This window comes from Pseudodesulfovibrio indicus, from assembly GCF_001563225.1.
Lineage (GTDB): Bacteria > Desulfobacterota > Desulfovibrionia > Desulfovibrionales > Desulfovibrionaceae > Pseudodesulfovibrio > Pseudodesulfovibrio indicus.
On sequence record NZ_CP014206.1, the window covers coordinates 721,110 to 739,504 of the forward strand.

18 protein-coding genes are annotated in these 18,395 nt (G+C 56.6%); 11 read left to right on the plus strand and 7 right to left on the minus strand.

Annotation, left to right across the window (positions count from 1 at the left end):
• Nucleotides 1-27 precede the first annotated feature (27 nt).
• Nucleotides 28-1,362, minus strand: coding sequence for a LuxR C-terminal-related transcriptional regulator (locus AWY79_RS03375; protein ID WP_066800282.1), 1,335 nt, complete (start codon nucleotides 1,360-1,362; stop codon nucleotides 28-30).
• 73 nt (nucleotides 1,363-1,435) lie between these two features.
• Here AWY79_RS03375 and AWY79_RS03380 point away from each other — a divergent pair, with 73 nt between their 5' ends.
• Nucleotides 1,436-1,843, plus strand: a complete 408-nt coding sequence (locus AWY79_RS03380) for a hypothetical protein (RefSeq protein ID WP_066800285.1) — start codon at nucleotides 1,436-1,438, stop codon at nucleotides 1,841-1,843.
• A gap of 109 nt (nucleotides 1,844-1,952) precedes the next feature.
• Here the strand turns inward: AWY79_RS03380 and AWY79_RS03385 are convergent, their stop codons facing one another.
• Nucleotides 1,953-2,441 (minus strand): Lrp/AsnC family transcriptional regulator, encoded by a 489-nt coding sequence (locus tag AWY79_RS03385; protein ID WP_335343129.1) that lies wholly within the window; start codon nucleotides 2,439-2,441, stop codon nucleotides 1,953-1,955.
• Nucleotides 2,442-2,593: 152 nt separating this feature from the next.
• On the opposite strand from AWY79_RS03385, the gene AWY79_RS03390 reads away from it, so the two are divergent.
• Nucleotides 2,594-3,628, plus strand: a complete 1,035-nt coding sequence (locus tag AWY79_RS03390) for a zinc-dependent alcohol dehydrogenase family protein (RefSeq protein WP_233491040.1) — start codon at nucleotides 2,594-2,596, stop codon at nucleotides 3,626-3,628.
• Between the two features lie 153 nt (nucleotides 3,629-3,781).
• Here the strand turns inward: AWY79_RS03390 and AWY79_RS03395 are convergent, their stop codons facing one another.
• Together AWY79_RS03395 and AWY79_RS03400 are read right to left on the minus strand one after the other, a co-directional pair.
• Nucleotides 3,782-4,849, minus strand: a complete 1,068-nt coding sequence (locus AWY79_RS03395; RefSeq protein WP_158509848.1) for a linear amide C-N hydrolase — start codon at nucleotides 4,847-4,849, stop codon at nucleotides 3,782-3,784.
• A 572-nt stretch (nucleotides 4,850-5,421) separates the two neighbouring features.
• Complete coding sequence (locus AWY79_RS03400) at nucleotides 5,422-6,405, minus strand: TRAP transporter substrate-binding protein (RefSeq protein WP_078063600.1); 984 nt, start codon at nucleotides 6,403-6,405, stop codon at nucleotides 5,422-5,424.
• A gap of 712 nt (nucleotides 6,406-7,117) precedes the next feature.
• Between AWY79_RS03400 and AWY79_RS18615 the strand changes: the two genes are divergently transcribed.
• Nucleotides 7,118-7,834, plus strand: coding sequence for a hypothetical protein (locus AWY79_RS18615; RefSeq protein ID WP_133987317.1), 717 nt, complete (start codon nucleotides 7,118-7,120; stop codon nucleotides 7,832-7,834).
• A 225-nt stretch (nucleotides 7,835-8,059) separates the two neighbouring features.
• On the opposite strand, the gene AWY79_RS18620 is transcribed toward AWY79_RS18615, so the two are convergent.
• The 3 genes from AWY79_RS18620 to AWY79_RS03415 all read right to left on the minus strand — a co-directional run bounded on the left by AWY79_RS18620 (nucleotide 8,060) and on the right by AWY79_RS03415 (nucleotide 11,874).
• Nucleotides 8,060-10,177: a hypothetical protein gene (locus AWY79_RS18620; RefSeq protein WP_133987319.1), complete on the minus strand. Its 2,118-nt coding sequence runs from the start codon at nucleotides 10,175-10,177 to the stop codon at nucleotides 8,060-8,062.
• Nucleotides 10,178-10,273: 96 nt separating this feature from the next.
• Nucleotides 10,274-11,524: a type II toxin-antitoxin system HipA family toxin gene (locus AWY79_RS03410; RefSeq protein WP_066800302.1), complete on the minus strand. Its 1,251-nt coding sequence runs from the start codon at nucleotides 11,522-11,524 to the stop codon at nucleotides 10,274-10,276.
• Nucleotides 11,525-11,532: 8 nt separating this feature from the next.
• Nucleotides 11,533-11,874, minus strand: coding sequence for a helix-turn-helix domain-containing protein (locus tag AWY79_RS03415; protein WP_066800305.1), 342 nt, complete (start codon nucleotides 11,872-11,874; stop codon nucleotides 11,533-11,535).
• A gap of 158 nt (nucleotides 11,875-12,032) precedes the next feature.
• On the opposite strand from AWY79_RS03415, the gene AWY79_RS18625 reads away from it, so the two are divergent.
• The 8 genes from AWY79_RS18625 to AWY79_RS18630 all read left to right on the plus strand — a co-directional run bounded on the left by AWY79_RS18625 (nucleotide 12,033) and on the right by AWY79_RS18630 (nucleotide 18,371).
• A complete protein-coding gene (locus AWY79_RS18625; RefSeq protein WP_133987321.1) occupies nucleotides 12,033-12,326 on the plus strand; it encodes a hypothetical protein in 294 nt (97 codons plus the stop codon).
• A gap of 61 nt (nucleotides 12,327-12,387) precedes the next feature.
• Nucleotides 12,388-12,840: a restriction endonuclease subunit S gene (locus AWY79_RS03420; protein WP_158509849.1), complete on the plus strand. Its 453-nt coding sequence runs from the start codon at nucleotides 12,388-12,390 to the stop codon at nucleotides 12,838-12,840.
• Between the two features lie 10 nt (nucleotides 12,841-12,850).
• Nucleotides 12,851-14,356 (plus strand): type I restriction-modification system subunit M, encoded by a 1,506-nt coding sequence (locus tag AWY79_RS03425; RefSeq protein ID WP_066800311.1) that lies wholly within the window; start codon nucleotides 12,851-12,853, stop codon nucleotides 14,354-14,356.
• The gene (gene dinD / locus AWY79_RS03430) at nucleotides 14,356-15,231 is read left to right on the plus strand and encodes a DNA damage-inducible protein D (protein WP_066800313.1); all 876 of its coding nucleotides are present in this window, start codon (nucleotides 14,356-14,358) and stop codon (nucleotides 15,229-15,231) included. Before AWY79_RS03425 ends, dinD begins: the two co-directional genes overlap by 1 nt.
• A 2-nt stretch (nucleotides 15,232-15,233) precedes the next feature.
• Nucleotides 15,234-16,421 (plus strand): restriction endonuclease subunit S, encoded by a 1,188-nt coding sequence (locus AWY79_RS03435; protein ID WP_078063601.1) that lies wholly within the window; start codon nucleotides 15,234-15,236, stop codon nucleotides 16,419-16,421.
• Nucleotides 16,422-16,550: 129 nt separating this feature from the next.
• Nucleotides 16,551-17,375: an HAD family hydrolase gene (locus tag AWY79_RS03440; RefSeq protein ID WP_066800315.1), complete on the plus strand. Its 825-nt coding sequence runs from the start codon at nucleotides 16,551-16,553 to the stop codon at nucleotides 17,373-17,375.
• A gap of 49 nt (nucleotides 17,376-17,424) precedes the next feature.
• Nucleotides 17,425-17,652 (plus strand): DUF2188 domain-containing protein, encoded by a 228-nt coding sequence (locus tag AWY79_RS03445; RefSeq protein ID WP_014322838.1) that lies wholly within the window; start codon nucleotides 17,425-17,427, stop codon nucleotides 17,650-17,652.
• Between the two features lie 197 nt (nucleotides 17,653-17,849).
• Nucleotides 17,850-18,371, plus strand: a complete 522-nt coding sequence (locus AWY79_RS18630; protein ID WP_133987325.1) for an SLATT domain-containing protein — start codon at nucleotides 17,850-17,852, stop codon at nucleotides 18,369-18,371.
• Nucleotides 18,372-18,395 lie beyond the last annotated feature (24 nt).

Below are 18,395 nucleotides of genomic sequence, written 5' to 3' on the forward strand. Positions count from 1 at the left end.
ATAGAATGGGTAGATGGTTCTACCCGGTCAGAGGGGGACCCCCTGGGTCTTGAGGTGGGCGTAGAGGCTCATGCTCCTGCCGTGCAGGCCGAGCTTGCGGCGGATGTTTTTCCTGTGCGTCTGCACGGTTTCGATGGAGATGTTCAGGCTGGCCGCGATCTCCTTGGAGGGATACCCGGCCTGGATGAACTGGCAGACGCGGGTCTCCATGTGGGTCAGCTTGAGGAGCAGCGGGTCGGTGGCCGAGCTGCCCGGGGCCAGGCGGGCCAGCTGGTCCTTGGCCACGGTGACGTACCCCTTGCGGATGGCCGGGTCCTCCTCGCTCTCGATGCGGTCCAGGGCGGGGAGCACCTGGTTGTTGACCTTGGCCGAGACCTCCCGGAGCAGCTCCTCGCGCTCCCTGTCGATGCTTTGCAGGACGTTGCGCAGGGTGATGTTCATCTCCTCGAGCTGTTCCTTTTCCTTGCGCAGCGCTTCGGTCCGGTCGGACACCACCCGCTCCAGGGCCTCGCGCTGGGTGGCGTGGGCCGTGACGTTGGTCAGCATGATCATGTACTCGTCGCTGGCCATGCTCACGTTGCCGATGGGCGTGATCTGCATGCGGTAGACCGAGCCGTTGTCGAACGGGCTGGTCTCGCAGGAGATTCCCACCGGATAGTACTTGAGCAGGTCCCCGATGGACTGGCCCTCCATGTCCAGGACCTCCCAGACGGGCAGCCCGACCAGGTTCCGCTTCCCGGTCACGGCCCGCACCGCCTTGTTCTCCTTGGTGACCAGGCCGCCGCTGTCCACCACCAGGATGAGGTCCGAAGTGGAATCCAGAATGTTCTCGTAGCGGCACTTTTCCAGGGTCAGCAGCCGGTTGGCCTCGTCCAGCTTGCGGGCCGCGATGTCCGGCAGGGTTCGGGTCCAGTCGCGCACGAAGAGGACCTCCAGGGCGTCGCCGTACAGCTTGACGTGCCGCCGGGCCTGGACTTTGCTCTCGTAAGACCCGTCCATGATCTCGATGACGTCCACCAGGCTGTGGATGAAGGTCTTGAAACAGCCGAGGTACATGTCCGCCGTGATGCCGCGCATGCGGTGGCGGCGCGCCGATTCGATCTGGGGGCCGCCCCAGTCGTCCTCGTGCCGGATGAGCCAGGAGAAGGCGGGATCGGTCAGCCCCTTGTTCCAGTGCAGGCGCATGGGCGAGAGGAAGTCGCTCAGCGCCATCAGGCAGTCGGCCCGCTTGGCCGTGGTGTGCTCCAGATAGCCCGCCTGCTCCATGCGCACGGACCAGCGTTCGAGGAAGTATTCCTCCTCGCTCTCCATGGCCCCGATCATGCCCCAATAGTGTTTCTGCTGCCCGGAACGGCTCTTCATGGCTCCCCCTTAGCGATCTACCCAATGGATACCCATGTCTTGCAATATACGCCATCGGGCCTATGATCAAGGCATGAAGACGAGCAACCCCCACGCGCGCCAGGCCCTGCTCGGGCTGGCCGCCGCCCTCTGGCTTCTCCTGCTCGCCGCCCCGTCCTTTGCGGGCGGCGCGGTCCCGGACGCCGAACTGGCCATCACCGGCGAGCTGCGCGCGGGCACCCCGGTGCGGGCGTTCTTCGACCTCAAGGGCTATGTCCTCCCCTCCGGGGCCTACGCCTCGGTCAACGTCCGCTTCACCAAGCGCCCGGACGGCCCGGAACCCCGGGTGCGGACCGGCTATCCCGAGACCCTCCTGACCTTCCCCGGCCCCGGCGACTACGCCATGGTCTTCATCCTCAACGAGGTCAGCAAGCCAAGCTGCGGCGGCGTCAACGCCAAGACGCTCCTGGAGAAAGAGGTGAAGTTGCGGATTGCGGAATAGCCCGTCGCGGGCGGGGAGAGGGCTGCGGCCTCCCCGGGTGAGGACCGCGTGCGGACCGAAGGCAAACGGGCCGGGACTGCTGTCCGTCTCCGCCTGGCCCGGAAATCCGCTATCCCAAAGGCAACCGGCTCGACGCCTTGATCTCTCGGAGCGAGATATTGGAGCGTATGTTCACCACGCCGGGGATCTTTCGGATGACGCCCTCGATGAAGTCGCTGTAATCGTCCATGTCCTTGGCCACGACCTGCAGCAGAAAGTCGTCGTCGCCCGTGGTGTTGTGGCAGGAAAGGACATTCGGGGACGCCTTGATGATGTTCTCGAAGATCTTCGTCGTCTTTTCCGAGTGCCGACTGCAGCTCAGCTGGACAAAGGAAAGCACGCCGAATCCCAACGCCTTGCGATTGAGCAGGGCCTGAAAGCCCTTTATGACCCCGTCGTCCAAGAGCCGTTTCAACCTGCGCCAGCAGGAGGCTTCGCTCATGGCGAGCTGTTCGGCCAGCTTGGCGTTGGCCATCCTGCCGTCCTCCTGCAGCAACCGCAGAACACCAATATCTTTCTCATCCAGTGTTTTCACCGACATGTTCACTCGCTTTTTCATTAATATTGAAAGATTCTTCCCTTTTGTTCGGCGTTTCAGATAAAATTGCAAGGACAATTCAGGCCGTATGGGACTATCATCCAATCCATTGGGCGATGAACGCCCAAGACGCCTGTTGACCTTGATAACCAGGAGGAGTTGCCGTGCGCGCCATGTACTACGAAGCCTTCGGGCAGACACCCGTCATCACCGACCTTCCCGACCCGACGCCGGATGACGGCGGGGTGGTCGTCAAGGTCATGGCCACCGGGCTGTGCCGGAGCGACTGGCATGGCTGGATGGGGCATGATCCGGATATCGCGCTCCCGCACGTGCCGGGCCATGAGCTGGCGGGCGTCGTCGTGGCGACCGGAAGGAACGTCACCCGGTGGAAGGAAGGCGACCGGGTCACCGTCCCGTTCGTCTGCGGGTGCGGAGGGTGCCCCCAGTGCGACAGCGGCAACCACCAGGTGTGCGACCATCAGTTTCAGCCCGGCTTCACCCACTGGGGCTCTTTCGCCGAGTATGTGGCGATCCGATACGCGGACGTGAACCTGGTGCGGCTGCCGGAGTCCCTGGATTACGCGACCGCCGCGAGCCTCGGCTGCCGGTTCGTGACCTCGTTTCGGGCCGTGGTCGATCAGGCCCGGACCTCCGCCGGACAGTGGGTCGCGGTGCACGGCTGCGGCGGTGTCGGGCTGTCGGCCATCATGATCGCCAACGCCCTGGGAGCCAACGTCATCGGCATCGATATCGGTGAAGACAAGCTGAAGCTCGCCCGGGAACTCGGCGCGGTCGCGGTCGTCAACAGCACCAAGGTGGAAGACACGGTCGAGGCCGTGAAGAATATCTCCGGCGGCGGCGCGCATGTGTCCATTGACGCCCTGGGGAATCCGGCCACCTGTTTCAACTCCGTCGCGAACCTGCGCAAACGGGGCAGGCACGTGCAGGTTGGGCTCATGCTCGGGGAGCAGGCCACTCCGCAAATCCCCATGTCCAGCGTCATCGCCAACGAACTGGAGATATACGGCAGCCACGGCATCCAGGCCCATCGGTACGATGCCATGTGGAGCATGATCGAGCACGGCAGGCTGGACCCGAGGAAGCTGGTCGGAAAGACCGTCAACCTGGAGCAGGGCGCGGCGGCGCTCACGGATATGGACAATTTCACGGCAACGGGCATCACCGTCATCGATCCCAACATCTGACGCCCTCCCGCTCCCCAAGGGCCCTGCGCCCGGAATGCGTGTCGGCTGCGTGCGAGAGACGAAAAAGGCACTTGCGAAGAGTTCGCAAGTGCCTGATTTTGCGTCCGATAGGGGGGAGCGTGGTCGGCATCCGCGCGGATGCCCGCGACGTCCCTATTCCTTGATCGGGGTCAGATCATCGATGGTTTCCCGCTTCGGAAGGTCGATCTGGATGATCTCGCGGCGGTCGGGATCGATGCGGTTGAGGTCGATCATCTTGATCCGGCGGCTGCTGTAATTGGTGACATAGTATTTGAGGCTCTTGAGGTCAGCAGCCACGGTGGCCTGGGTGATGTCCGCCTCCCGCTTGCCCCCGACCATTCCCGCGGCCGCGCCACGGGGGATGTCGAACTGGTTCAGGATGTGGAAGGTCTGCAACACGGCGTCATGGCCGGTCGCCAGGGGAAACACCGACTGCGAGAAGACGACCGCCCGGACAAACCGCGAGGGGGGCGTAAAGTCGCCGGGCATGCCGGCAAGCCCCGAACCCTGGCCCAGCGATTTGAACTCGACCTTGTTCAGCTTCACAGGCGGCACGTTGAGCGGGTTCAGGTAAATGAAGTTGCGGATATTGGTCATGTGCCAGTCGAACGTCGGCGAGTTGGTTATCACGCCCAGGGGATTGTCGTGAACGACCAGCTCGCCGCCGACGGGTTCGATGACGATCGATGCACCGGACCTGTCCGAGACGACCCAGTGAAAGGGCGGCACCATTCCGCCCCACTCCTTCTCCTTTGCGCCCGCGACCTTGATGTCGCCGACCGCCTTGCGCACTTCGTCCACGGTGGCGAACTGGGTGAGGGCGTAATTCACGAAGTACAGGGGGCTGACCACGTTCCCGTCATCCGCACCGGAAACTTCTGAATATTCGGCATAGTCGGGGAAGTAGAAGGCACCGACCGACAGGCCCGCATCATTGAGGCCGTCAAGCGCGTAGGACCCGCCAAGGGCGTTGACGCCCGCCACGGCATGCTTGGATGTCCAGGTCTTGGCCCGAGCGCCGTTGACGGCCCCGCCGTCCAGCGGGAGCCCCTTGGGAATGACGATGAGCCGTATGTCGAGCGGGGTGCCGAATTCACCGGTGCGGCCCCTGACGACGCTCCCGTCCTCCGCTTTCAGGGTTATGCCGGTGCAGGCCTGCGCCGAGGGCGTCGCCAGCATGACGGTCGCAATAACAAGCAAGATTGCAAGAGGTCTGATTTTCATTTGCTTTCCTTTTCAGCAGAAAGAGTTTGCCCCGGGCGGAACCCCCCGGGCATCCGTGAACATCCGCGCATGTCCCGGCATCCGGGGACGCCGTCCATAAAATAGTAAACTACGGCATATTATGAACAAGGCAAGAAAACATGCCCGGCATCGTATGGAAAATTTCCATGCTTCGCGAACGGTGCCATTGCCTCCCGTCAATAATCATCCCCGAGTCCCCACGGGCGGCCGATGCCGATGGAAGTTCGAGAGGGTCATGTGGTTGTCGAATGTTGTGAGAATAAACAGGACTTCCACGATTGCCGCGCCGAACTCTTGCGAACAAGCGCCTCTATGCGGAAAGCGGAAGTCGCGGAAACCATACTGGGCGGGCGGAGCTGCGGTTTCGTCGACGGGCATGGTTGCCCGACAATCAGGTACGGCAAATGTGAGCTGATTCAAGACGATTTCAGATCACAAGGCGGCCTTGCCGTGAACAGGAATCCTTGGTCCGGGAACAAGGCTTCCAACGGCAAGAACCAGGCGTCCGTTCGTGTTCCCGGATGAGGTCAGTCCTTGGCGAGGTCGAGATACTTCCGGCCGTCCTCGACGTTCTTGACGAACCAGTCGTAAGCCGGGGCAAAGGCGTCCCTGAACTCAGCGGTCTGAGCGGCAGTCAGCGGGGTGTATATCTGGAAAAGAGTCGTGACTTTTTCCCGCCCCCGGCCCTCCTGCGCGGCGGCTTCGCTCCATTGCTGCCGGGTGGCCTCCGAGACGGTCTTCTTCAGCAGCTCCTGATATTCCGGCGGCAGGGAATCGTAGAATTCCTTGCCGACCATGACCGCGTAGCCGAGCCAGGCGTGATTGGTCGGTGTGACGAAGTGCTGCACCTCGTGGATACGCATGCTTGCGATGTTCATGGGCGAGGTCTCCACGCCGTCCAGCTCCCCGCGCTGCAACGCGGTATACAATCCCTGCTGGTCGATGGGGACAGGGTTGGCGCCGACTGCCAGGTATTGCTCGCGTATGACCTGCGACGGCATGATGCCGATCTTCACGCCCTTGAGGTCGGTCGGTCTTTGGATCGTCTTGCCGCAGGTGATTACCTTGACGCCGCCGTCCCAGAAGGCCAGGCCGATGATGCCCTTTGCCTTCAAGGGACTATAGAGGGCCTCGCCCAGAGGGCCGTTGAGTTTGGCAAGAAGCTTCATGCGGTCGGGGAACAGGTACGGCAGATCGAGGACCTGCATGCCCGGCTGGAGGGATTGGAGGTTTGAGGTATGTACGGCCACCATCTGGATGGTGTTGTTCCGGAGCTTCTCGACCATCTCGGGGCCGGTGCCGAGCTTTTGGGCGGAGTAGATTTCGACCTCGATCTCGCGGTGGCTCTGCCTTTCAAGGGTTGATTTGAGCCAAGTGATCGCCTGGTTCTGCGGGCTGTCGTCATTGAGGTCGTGTCCGAACTCGATCAGATATTTTGGGGGCTGCGCATCGGCGGGGGACTGGATGAAGCAGACAACGGCCAAAATGAGGCAAGCTAACAATGCGCGCATGGTATGTCATTTCCTTCGGCTTGAGGTTGCGGTGAGGAGGGCCCGGGCTCCCGGCAGACGTCCTTGACCGCCCGTCCGCCTTCCACGGACTTCAGAATCCGTACGGTCTGGTGCTCGCTGAATCCCGATTAGCGCATACGAAACTCCTGGGCGTAGTTTGGGGCAGAAGTCTCTACTTTGCAATGGACCTATTTGACGGGCACTTTACAGTTCATAAGGTTTTTGCGGGCGTAATATTAAGACCGACTATTTAGGTGGCTTCAACCTAACAGCCTCTGTTCACGTAATCAATCGAGACAGGTACTATTTGTAGAGGAACGCGCAAAACAACCAACTGCAGTATGTGGAGAGCACGGAGAATGCTCTGAGGGTTGGAAATACGGTTGGAAAATGAGATTAGAAAAAGAAAAGGTACTTGCGAATTACTTCGTAAGTGCCTGTTTTTCTTGTGGCGTCCCCAAGGGGGTTTGAACCCCTGTTGCCGGCGTGAGAGGGTATACTGAAAACCACGGGAGGCCGCTTACCTACGTGATTTCAGCCAGTTGCAAACGCCGCCAACGCCACGAAAAGCACGTTTGGCACGTATGGAGCCACGGACGAGCCACGGGAAATGGGTCTCCCCTGCAACCTCAGCCGTGGCCATCGGCTTTCAAATAATTGTTGACGACATTTATTCTTTATGCTACTGTAATATAAAAGAAAAGAGGTTAACATGGCCACCTGCACCATTTCTCATGACGATTTTGTGTCTTTCTTGGGTCCCAAGGTACGTAATAATATCAAGGAAACTACCCGGCCATATAAGAAACATGCCGTTTGTGATTGTTGCGGGAAAGGAAGATCGTTGCAATCTGCTCATCTGATGACCAGAAAAAGAAATGATATCATAAAAGAATGTTTGGAGCGTTCTGAAAAAGTAGGTTCCGAATATTCTATAGAAATCGAGGAAACGGTTCATCTGATAGAGGTGTCACATTATCCAATATCAGAAACATGTGCATTTTTGTGTAAGGAGTGCCATGGGAAGTATGATAATGAATATGAAGAAACCGTTTCCAAGGTCAATCACGCTATTTACAGGAAAAGCAGAATAAAGCCTTATGTTCAGATAAAGGGAATAAGGTTGCCAACTGCTTTGTGCAATGAAACAAGTAAAGATTATTTGTTTCGTGTCATGGGTGTGTTGGTTCAAAAACTTTCACCAAAGGATATTGGTCTTTTGCAGGACCATGTCTTTTGTCGAAAAGTATTGGGTTTGGGGCATCCGGTTTTGACGACAGATCCCTTCAAGGTTTTTGATGCCAACGGACGGCGGCGTTATTATAAGGACGCCTTGGGGAAATACTTTTTGTGCATGGAATGGAAAAAAGAGAACTTTCCCCGGTTTGCCAGGATGCTGAACGATTACAGCATCAAGTATTCAAATTGATTTTGCCTGGGCCGAGACGGGGACAACTTGTTCGTGTGTGAGGCATTTGAACTCCCAAGGAATGGCGGTTCAGGGGGGATACTGAAAACCACGGAAGGCCGCTTGCCTACGTGGTTTCAGTCAGTTGCAAACGCCACGAAAAGCACGTTTGGCACATATGGAGCCACGGGAAATGGGTGGCTTCGCGTTTGATATTTGACCATTTTGGGTCACACCTCTGATCCGTTATTTCCCCTTGAGCCCAGATGCGGTGAGATCGGCCATAAGCACCTCGGCATCACTCCCAATTGGGATTTCAACTCGCATCCCTTCATCGGTTTTCCAAGGGATCATTCCGAGTTGCCACATCAATCTCTCAATATGCACATTAAAAGCCGCGAATTCATTAAATGACTCCCAGCGCCCCAGCCTGAGCCTGAATTTTTCAAGATCCTCTTTATAGATCGGCAGCCATAACTTCAGCCCCGTCTTGACCAAGGCATCCTCGAGCTCGCTTCTAGGAGGCACAGCCTCGACCCCAAGGCCTCCAGTGTGTCCGAGTAGCCCCGCAGCAAAAAATAGAACATGCCGAATCTTCGATAGGGTAATCTCCAATAAAATATCCAGATCGCCATCGTAGCGATAGGCGTGACGAGCCGACAGCACCGTTTCACGCATCCCGATTAAGGCTTCAGTGAGGAGTTGACGATGATCGTCAGTTTTTTCATTGGAATTACCGAGCGTCGCACACATATAGGTCGAAATATATTCTTCGGCAACGCCATCGACAGTGGTGTAAAATGTATTGTTTTCATGGTCTGGAATTGGCTGGAGCAGAAGGCCTTGCAAAGCAACATCGATCATTTCCGTCAAAGCGACATTGACTAGTAGTTTTGACATCAAGCCAATCGCCCACAGAACTTGCTGTTCATTTTTGGAAATAATAGCATTGCCAATGGAGGAATCCGTCACTATTCGGCCCATGACCACTTCATCTCGAACCACCAAGACATTCTGCCCAAATCCGATCCCAACATCCCTATCAATCGTTGTTGGCTGTTTCAGCCCAGGCTTTCCACGATCGATTTTTTGCAACGCTTCGGGATAGTCTGCGGCAAAGGTAATGCCGTCCAACCGGTTAAGAGGTAGAAAGCGCCCAAGCTCTTTGACGAGTTGTTCCGTCTCCCTTGCGATCATTTTGGCGGTAGTCTCATCGGCACAGCCAATAAATGATACCTGGTAACTCCTTGAAGGCGTTGTCGCCGGCTGAATGTCACTTCCTGGCGCCACCCTTGCCCCGTCTTCTTCTGAATCGGCAGCAAGGGGAGAGGTAGTGTGTCTCTCCAATCCAGATTTTACCGCCTCATCCACAATACATGTAGATCGTTCACCAATTAAGGGCCAAAGAGCTTCAATCCTATCGCTTTTTGTTGATGAAAGAAAAAAGCTATGGCTTGCGCGAGCCGCTTCTTTATTGAAATCAAACGTTGATGGCAGGCCCCCTTCCTCGCTGGTCCCGAGCAACAACACGTCTTTATCAAGCGGCATCATGACAGCAAGGCAATCGTCAAATTTGGCCAGCATGAAGGATGTCACAGTTCCAGTATGATCCAGAGCCAAGGCGACGCAATCCGGCAGTATGGTGCCCTCTGGCGGTCCTGCGACAATTTTCCAGCTCAATGATTCTAAAAATGCACGCCGTTTGTTTGGCCCATCCAGGTTGGCCAACGCTTTATTGTGACCACTTCTTGCCGCTTCTCCGGCGTTATCGAGAAGTTGAGAAATGGCACCTTTCATTGAAGGCAAATTGTTGTTGAAATTTGTCTCGAATTGTTCCTTGGCGAGATAAAATGCGATTCGTTCGACAACGAAATTCGGCAATGGCAACGAAGCAAACATTTCGTTTTCACGTAACAAATTCATTACATTAGTGCGAAACGCGTCATTGGGTTCACGCTGGTCGATGCCAGCCAGACGTTTTACCTGTTCGCCATCTGAGAACAACCGTTCGGCTCCGGTCACAACCTCCCGCATTCCCCATTCAAAAACATCTCTTATGTGCGCTGTACGAGGGGAAAAATGGGCTAAAACCCCAGCTGCGACTTCTGGATCAACCTCTGTTCCAACAGGCTTCTCCCTAAGCTCCCGAACAATTCTCGCCATCTCATTTTCTTGATTGGTTATTTCATCGTCAACAGTTCGGGAATAAAATGAATCATCGGAGGCCGTACTTTTGATTGGACCGGGTTTGGTTGGCAACCACTTCGCTGTAGTTATTTTCCATATTTTGGTCTCATCGCTGCCAGCGACTGCGAATCCCTTTTGGAAGAATTGGGGAATATAGTGTTGATTGCTTCCAGCCATGCGATTTGTATACTTGAAGTAAGCTACATTGTGTAGACGAAGAAAGGCGTTGAGAATCACCTCAATGCATTCATAAAAGTCCTAAGCTAACAGGGTCTATTCCTTCCCTGCAATGGCGAACCGGTACGCCTCCTCGATCAGCCGGATTTTCACCTCCGGCACACCCGCCATCTCATTCTCCCCCCGCCAGTTTTCGCGCACCAATGCGGTCATGCCCTGGGCGATTTCCCGGGCCTTGGGCAAATCGAGATCGAAATCAGCACACCGTGACAACGCGTTGTCGAGCGTGGCGACCCGGCCCTGCTGGCCGATGCCCAGGGTCAAGCGGCTGGCGTCGTCGCCGTCGCGCTGGGGTTGCGGCACGATGTCGTAGGCAGGTGAGAGCCGCCATTTGCCGCTTGAGGTGTCGTAGAGGAAGCCGTGGTTCTTGAGGTGGTCGTCCCAGTTGTTGCACAGGATGTTGAAGACCATGCGGCGGAACAGCTCCTCAAGGTCGGCCTTGAGGTGGTCCGCCACCCCGAATCGGCGGATGGCCAGGGCGATGTCACCGTAGGTTCCGTCCGTCATGTCGTCGGACCCGGTGAGCGTCATGGCTGACAGGAAGTGGTGGCGCATGGGCGGGTTCCCGCCCCGGTCGAACCGGGCGGCCAGGAAGACGTCCCGTCCGCCCACGTCCACCACCCGGCATTCGGGAACCCGGATGCCGCATTGCGCGGCCAGCCGCATGGCCGCTAACTCGATGCGGCAGGTCGGCCACTGTTCCAGCTCCCGCGAAAACTTGGCGATCCAGAGCCGACCCTCGTACTCCACGGCCGCCTTAGGCTGTGCGCCGCCCACGGACGAGCCGCGGATCAGGAAGCGGCGCTGGTCGGAGGGCAGGGCCTCGTGGTTGAGGACCGCATCCACGTCCCGGAGCATGGAGGCCAGGTTAAGGCGGTCGCCGGGGATTTCCTCGGGTCGCCAGACAGGCGTCGCCGGGCGCGGGCCATTCAAATCCGGGCCGAAGGCGAGCGCGCCGATGCGGTCTTCCTGGTTCAGGACGGTCAGGTAGTCGAATTCCGAGGGGACGACCCCGTCCCGTTCTGCAGCCCGATCCAGTAGGTGGCGGCCCCATCCGTCCGGGCTGGCGTCCTGGAAGGCCCGGAACACGCCTCCGGCATGATATTCGGCCTGCCCCAGCGGCAACTGGAGCGGATCAACGGGTGCGGCGTCCCTTCGTTCCAGGTAGCGGCGGCCATAAGCGAAGGCGGAGACCACCTCCCGACCGTCCTGGTGCATGGTCAGCAGTCCCGCCGGGACGAATTCGCCGCCAAGATGGATATAGACGTAGGTTTTGTCCGTGGGCATGCGGCCTCCTAAAAATCAAGGTCGTCACGCTTCTTGGCGCGGACCCGTTTCGGACTCTTCAACTGCTGGAGTGACTTCCCGACTTCGTCCATGTCCGGGTCGGCCACTTGGCCAAGTCCTGCGGCCAACCCCAGCACGTCCAGGACCTGCACCAGAATGCCGATGCCCACCGACGGCTCGCCGCGTTCCAGCCGCCCAAGAGCGGCGTGACTGGTCGATGCCCGCGTAGCCAGTTCGACTTGCGTCATCCCCCGGCGTACACGCGCTTCCTTGATGTTCGCCCCCAACCGTTTCAACATCTCTGCAGCATCGGGAGACAACGCTTTGCTTGCGAGTGATGTGTTTCCCATATGCACCTCGCTTGATAACGTACATATTAGCTTAAATCGTTTTGACTAATATATATGTTAGTTTTTGCGAGTGTGCAAGTTGAAAATGGAAAGAGCGTTGTCCAAGTGAAAAGGTCTTTCACGAGGGGGGGCGGCAAGAGGTTAGAAATATCTCTGGGGTGGAAAACAAGTCCAGAGATGATGAGAGCCCCAGTGTTGTTGCGCGGCGAAACGACCAATGGGTTAACGCCTCAAACTGGGGTATGGGAGCCTCGCTCGGTTTTCCGAAGCACCCCCGAAATATTTTTTGCATCAAAACACAAACTGCACTTGACGAGCCGATCCCGCTTGCTTATATCGAAACACATGATTCGAGAAAAAACAAACAACTTGGTGCACTCAAAATGTCAATCGGCACCCTTGAAGCGCGTAGCGAAATTGTTTGCCGGGCATCCATTTCGGGGCAGGATTGAGCACGATCCGGTAGGTACAATATCCGTGGTCCAGCTTAAGAATGTGGACCCTGTCCTGGGTGTGAACGAGAAACGGTTGCCCAAGGTCGTGCCGACTGGTCGCCGCCGCCCGACCTTTCTGGAGGAAGGGGATATCCTTTTCGTGAATCGGGGGATGCGGTTTTTCGGAGCGCTGGTCGACAAGCCGCTCGAGAAAGCCGTGGCCGCACCGCATTTTTTCATTATCAAGGCCAACCCCGCGTTGGTGCGCCCGGATTATCTGGCCTGGTTCCTGAACGGCAAGGAGGCCCAGCGATATTATGGGCAATGCGCGGCGGGGACGGCCTTGCCGCATATCACCCGAAGGACGTTGGAGGCGCTTCCGGTTCCGGTGCCGTCTCTCGAAAGGCAAGCACTGATAGCCAAGGTCTACCAATGTGCTTTGCGAGAAAAAATTCTGACGGAACGGGTCATGGAGCAGCGGGAACTGCTGTTGTCCGAGATACTGGATGCCGCATCACAAGAGAAAAATTAACGGAGAAAATATGACCGCCAACAAAGTGAACCAGAAAGAGATCAACGATATCCTTTTCAAGGCGTGCGACACCTTCCGGGGAATCCTCAACGCAAGCCAGTACAAGGATTATATCCTGGCGATGCTTTTCGTGAAGTATCTCTCGGACGTCTACCGCGAGCGGTATGACGAGCTGAGCCAGCAGTTCAAGGGTGACAAGGAACGCATCGGACGCCGTCTGGCCAGGGAGCGTTTCGTCATGCCGGAAGGGTGCACTTTCTATGACCTTTTCGATCAGCGCAACGCTACCAATGTGGGCGAGGTCATCAACACCACCTTCGAGAAGATCGAAGATGCGAACCGTGCCAAGTTGCAGGGCGTCTTCCGTAATATCGACTACAATTCCGAGGCGAATCTCGGCAAGACCAAGGACCGCAACCGCCGTCTGAAGAAGTTCCTGGAGGACCTCAACGACCCTCGCCTGGACCTGCGGCCGTCGCGGGTGGGCAATCTGGATGTTATTGGCAACGCCTACGAATACCTCATCGCCAACTTCGCCGCCGGCGCGGGCAAGAAAGCCGGGGAATTCTACACCCCACCGGAGGTTTCGGAGCTGATCGCGGAACTGGTCGATCCCCGGCCGGGCGAGCGCATCTGCGATCCCGCCTGCGGTTCCGGCTCGCTGCTCATCAAGTGCGGCAATCGGGTCCGCCGGACGTCCGAGGATTTTTCCCTGTATGGTCAGGAAATCAACGGCGAGACCTGGGCGCTCGCCAAGATGAACATGTTTCTGCACGGCATGGACCGGGCCAGGGTCGAATGGGGCGACACCTTGCGTGAACCCAAGCTGATCGAGGACGACACCACCATGAAGTTCGAGGTGGTGGTGGCCAATCCGCCCTTCTCGCTGGACAAGTGGGGCTACAAGTCGGCCCAGAGCGATCCGCATAATCGGTTCCACCGCGGCCTGCCGCCCAAGTCCAAGGCGGATTATGCCTTCATCTCGCACATGATCGAGACCACCACCCTGGAATCCGGGCGGGTCGGCGTGGTCGTGCCGCACGGTGTTCTTTTCCGGGGCGGCGCGGAAGGCAAGATCCGGCAGCAGCTCATCGAGGAGAATCTTCTGGATGCCGTCATCGGCCTGCCCGCCAACCTGTTCTTCGGTACGGGCATCCCGGCGGCCATCCTGGTGTTCAAGCGCAACCGGCCCGACAAGGATGTCCTGTTCATCGACGCCAGTCGGGAATACGCCGACGCCAAGAACCAGAACAAGCTGCGCCCCGAGGATGTCCGGAAGATCGTGGACACGTACAAGGCCCGCGAGTTCGTGGACAAGTATGCCTATGCGGCCGGGTTGGATGAACTCAAGGAGAACGATTTCAACCTGAACATCCCCCGCTATGTGGACACCTTCGAGGAAGAGGAAGAAGTGGACATCGCCAAGGTGCAGGGCGAGATCGAAGGACTGGAAAAGGAGCTGGCCGAAGTCCGCAAGGAAATGGCCGGATACCTGAAAGAATTGGGGGTGCTGTAATGACCAGGGAACGAAGCGTCGAGAAGGCGCACCACCTGACCTTTGAAGAACTGAAGCTTCAGGACGAGAACGGGAATGATTTCTGGCTGGCCCGCCAGTTATCGAAAGTGCTTGGCTACGGGGAATACCGCAACTTCCTTCCCGTCATAGAGAAGGCCAAGACGAGCTGTGAAAACAGCGGCCAGCCTGTGTCCGATCATTTCGTGGAGGTCCACGAGATGATCGCCCTGGGCAAGGGGGGGCAGAGGGCCATGGAGTCGTATGCCCTCAGCCGCTACGCCTGTTACCTGATCGTGCAGAATGCCGATCCCTCGAAGCCGGTCATCGCCAATGGGCAGACCTATTTTGCCATCCAGACCCGTCGGCAGGAACTGGCGGATGACGAGTCGTTTCAGCAGCTCAAGGAAGAAGAGAAGCGGCTGTTCTTGCGCGAGGAGATGAAGGAGCACAACAAGCAGCTGGTGAAGGCAGCCCAGCAGGCCGGGGTCGAATCCGGCCTTGATTTCGCCATCTTCCAGAACCACGGCTACAAGGGTTTGTACGGTGGCCTCGACGCCAAGGCCATCCATCGGCACAAGGGGCTGAAAAAGAGTCAGAACATTCTCGACAACATGGGCAGCACCGAACTCGCCGCCAACCTGTTCCGCGCCACGCAGACCGAGGAGAAACTCCGGCGCGAGAACATCCGGGGCAAACAAGCGGCCAACCAGACCCATTTCGAGGTCGGCAAGAAGGTCCGCCAGACCATCAAGGAACTGGGCGGAACCATGCCCGAGGAACTGCCCGTGCCGGATGAAGATCTGGCGAAGGTCGCTCGGCGCGTGAAGGCCGCGGAGAAGAAAGCGCTTGGGGCGAAGAAGGAAGGTGGGGAGTAATTATGCTTGCCAAGTGGGACCGTAAGCCGATTGGAGAATTGTGTGATTTTGGGAACGGATATGGTTTTAAGGCTTCGGACTGGAGCGAGAGAGGTCTGCCGATTATCCGCATTCAGAATCTCAACGGGGTTCGTGAATTTAACTATTTTGACGGCCCTCCTCCCCGAGAACAAATAGTGGTCAATCCCGGAGAACTTCTTTTCGCTTGGGCTGGGGTTAAGGGAGTCTCGTTTGGTCCCAAAATTTGGAGTGGCCCCAAGGGGCTATTAAACCAGCATATTTATAAGATTACGCCTCGAAAAGGAGTAGATCCTTTCTGGCTTTACTCTACCCTTCGCGTAATTACTTCAAAGATAGAAGCCAGCGCACACGGGTTTAAATCAAGCCTGTTGCATGTGAAAAAGGCCGACATAGCAGATCAGGTCGTCCCTGTTCCGACCTTAGATGAACAGCAGGCTATCAGTCAGACTCTTTCCACCTGGGACCGTGCCATCGAGAAAACCGTGGCCCTCATCGCAGCCAAGGAGCGGCGGAAAGCAGGACTCATGCAGCGGCTCCTGACGGGCAAGGTGCGGTTCGGGGAATTTGCCGGGGAAGCATGGAAGGAAGTTCCCTTGGGCACTTTGTTTGAACCGGTCACGGATACCGTGGGCGACAAGGATATTCCTCCCTATAGCATTTCCGCCGGAATCGGTTTTGTCTCTCAGCGCGAAAAATGGGGCAAGGATATCGCCGGTCGGCAATATGCCAGCTACACCCATTTACGGAAGGGCGAGTTTGCCTACAACAAGGGCAATTCGAAGAAATACCAATGCGGCTGCGCTTACCTCTTGCGCGATCAGGACGAGATTTCCGTCCCGAATGTCTTCATCAGTTTTCGTCCCAAGTCCGATAAAGTCTCGGCTGATTTCTATGAGCATTTCTTCGTCGCCGATTACCACGCCAGGGAATTGAAGCGGTACATCACAAGCGGAGCCCGCTCGGACGGTCTCTTGAACCTGAACAAGAAGGATTTTTTCAAGATTAACGTTCCGTGTCCATCGCCCAGGGAACAAGAGGCAATCGCCAAAGTCCTCAATGCCGCCGTCGCGGAAATAGACGAGCACCGCAACCAGCTCGCCGCCCTCAAGGAACAGAAAAAGGGCCTCATGCAGCAGCTGTTGACCGGGAAAGTGCGAGTAAAATCTTAACGCGTACAAATTAAAATCAACCATAAAAGGCAGTTGCGTTCGTAGAGCGTGAAGGCTTGGCTTCGGCGACCGAAGAGGGTATATTTTGAAGTCTAGAAAAAATCTAAAAACAATTCTGAAGGGGGCCGCATGAGCTTTCGCAAACAGAGAATTGCATTTGTCTACGACTTCGACGGCACGCTTGCCCCCGGTAATATGCAGGAATACGACTTCATCCCGAAACTCAAGCTGACCAGTAAAACGTTCTGGAATGAGGTAAAAAGGCGCGCCAAGGATCAGCAGGCGGATGAAATCCTTGCCTACATGTATCTCATGCTTCGAAAGGCCAGGGAAAATGACATGAGGGTCACGCGGCAGGATTTCAAGCAATACGCCAAGGGGATCGAGATGTTCCCCGGGGTATCGGGGTGGTTTGACCGAGTTGACGACTACGCCAAAGAGAAAGGGCTGATTCCCCAACATTACATCATCTCCTCCGGCATACGGGAAATGCTTTTGGGAACGAGCATTGCCAACAAATTTACCGACGTGTTCGCTTCGTCGTTTATGTACGACCAACATGGCGTCGCCGAGGCTCCCGGGCTTGCCGTCAACTATACGACCAAGACGCAGTTCCTGTTTCGGATCAACAAGGGAGTTCGGGACATCTGCGACAACAAGAAAATCAACCAGTATATCGAGGCCGATCAACGAGAAGTGCCGTTCACCAATATGATTTTCATCGGTGATGGGGCGACGGATGTCCCGTGTATGCGGCTTGTCAAAGCGCAGGGGGGACATTCCATCGCTGTGTATAAACCGAAGACTTCGAAGGAGCTTGCCGAGCAGTTGAGGAGCGAAGGCCGGGTTCATTATGTGGCCCCGGCGGACTATTCGAAAGGGAAGCACATGGACAAGATCGCTCATGCCATCATCGACAAGGTGGCGGCATATTGGGCGGCAAAGAAGTTGTAAATTACGCACCCGGGCAACCGGAAAATGAGCACCAAAGGAGGTGAGATCAATGAGTGGTAAAGACATGCATGTCACGCCCCATCCTGATGGCGGCTGGCAGGGTAAGAAAGGTGGCGCAAAGCGCGCTTCCTTCAAAGCCGAAACCCAGGCCGAAGCTCGGGAACGAGCCATTGACCAGGGGAAACGGGAAGGTCTTGAGGTCAGCATTCACGGAAAGGATGGAAGAATCCGTGAAAAAAACAGCTACGGCAACGACCCATACCCGCCCAAAGGGTAGCAGGCTAGGAGAAGGAAAATGATTGAAGTCCACAAGAAAAGCGGCCTGATGCTGGAACCATCAGACCGCCCTTGAGGTCAACCTGCTCGAATACGAGCCGTTGCAGGTTCATCGGACCTCCGCCGTAAGCGTACGCGGAGCATACACAACGGTCCGGTATAGTTCAAGACGGCTCATGTTAGGTACAATGGGAACAAATGGCACAGTTAGCAGACGAAAAGCTTAGGCTTTCTATCGAGAAAGAAGCAAAACGAATCGAAGAAGATGCAGAGTACTCCGGCAAAGGTCATTACAATGCTTGTTCAAGCTGGAGTCGACGACATCTATGGATTGGCATTCCGGCTGCTGTTTTGGCAGCTCTTGCCAGCGGCTCTGCATTCAAAGACTTTTCCCTGGTTGCAGGCATCCTCGCCATATTATCCACTGGCTTTGGAACGGTAGCAACTTTCCTTAATCCAAGCAGGAAGTCTGAAAGCCATAAGTCTTCAGGCGATCAATTCCTTGCGCTTCGAAACCAAACACGGCTCTTTCGTGAAGTGGAATTACCTCAAATGGATAACCTAGGAGTTGCAACGGAGCGGATCAAGGAATTTGCGAAGAAACGCGATCAACTGAATGCGATCAGCCCTAGCATTCCAAATAGTGCTTACCGAGATGCAAAAGAGGCTATTGAGGCGGGGGAAAGTCTACACAGGGCTGACGTAGGGAAGGGCTGCTGAAGCCATGTCTTCGCTTAATTATTT

Coding starts and splice junctions, on each gene's coding strand:
- AWY79_RS03375 (WP_066800282.1), bottom strand. CDS start 1,362: ATGAAGAGCCGTTCCGGGCAGCAGAAACACTATTGGGGCATGATCGGG.
- AWY79_RS03380 (WP_066800285.1), top strand. CDS start 1,436: ATGAAGACGAGCAACCCCCACGCGCGCCAGGCCCTGCTCGGGCTGGCC.
- AWY79_RS03385 (WP_335343129.1), bottom strand. CDS start 2,441: ATGAAAAAGCGAGTGAACATGTCGGTGAAAACACTGGATGAGAAAGAT.
- AWY79_RS03390 (WP_233491040.1), top strand. CDS start 2,594: ATGTACTACGAAGCCTTCGGGCAGACACCCGTCATCACCGACCTTCCC.
- AWY79_RS03400 (WP_078063600.1), bottom strand. CDS start 6,405: ATGCGCGCATTGTTAGCTTGCCTCATTTTGGCCGTTGTCTGCTTCATC.
- AWY79_RS18615 (WP_133987317.1), top strand. CDS start 7,118: ATGGCCACCTGCACCATTTCTCATGACGATTTTGTGTCTTTCTTGGGT.
- AWY79_RS18620 (WP_133987319.1), bottom strand. CDS start 10,177: ATGGCTGGAAGCAATCAACACTATATTCCCCAATTCTTCCAAAAGGGA.
- AWY79_RS03410 (WP_066800302.1), bottom strand. CDS start 11,524: ATGCCCACGGACAAAACCTACGTCTATATCCATCTTGGCGGCGAATTC.
- AWY79_RS03415 (WP_066800305.1), bottom strand. CDS start 11,874: ATGGGAAACACATCACTCGCAAGCAAAGCGTTGTCTCCCGATGCTGCA.
- AWY79_RS03425 (WP_066800311.1), top strand. CDS start 12,851: ATGACCGCCAACAAAGTGAACCAGAAAGAGATCAACGATATCCTTTTC.
- dinD (WP_066800313.1), top strand. CDS start 14,356: ATGACCAGGGAACGAAGCGTCGAGAAGGCGCACCACCTGACCTTTGAA.
- AWY79_RS03435 (WP_078063601.1), top strand. CDS start 15,234: ATGCTTGCCAAGTGGGACCGTAAGCCGATTGGAGAATTGTGTGATTTT.
- AWY79_RS03440 (WP_066800315.1), top strand. CDS start 16,551: ATGAGCTTTCGCAAACAGAGAATTGCATTTGTCTACGACTTCGACGGC.
- AWY79_RS03445 (WP_014322838.1), top strand. CDS start 17,425: ATGAGTGGTAAAGACATGCATGTCACGCCCCATCCTGATGGCGGCTGG.
- AWY79_RS18630 (WP_133987325.1), top strand. CDS start 17,850: ATGGCACAGTTAGCAGACGAAAAGCTTAGGCTTTCTATCGAGAAAGAA.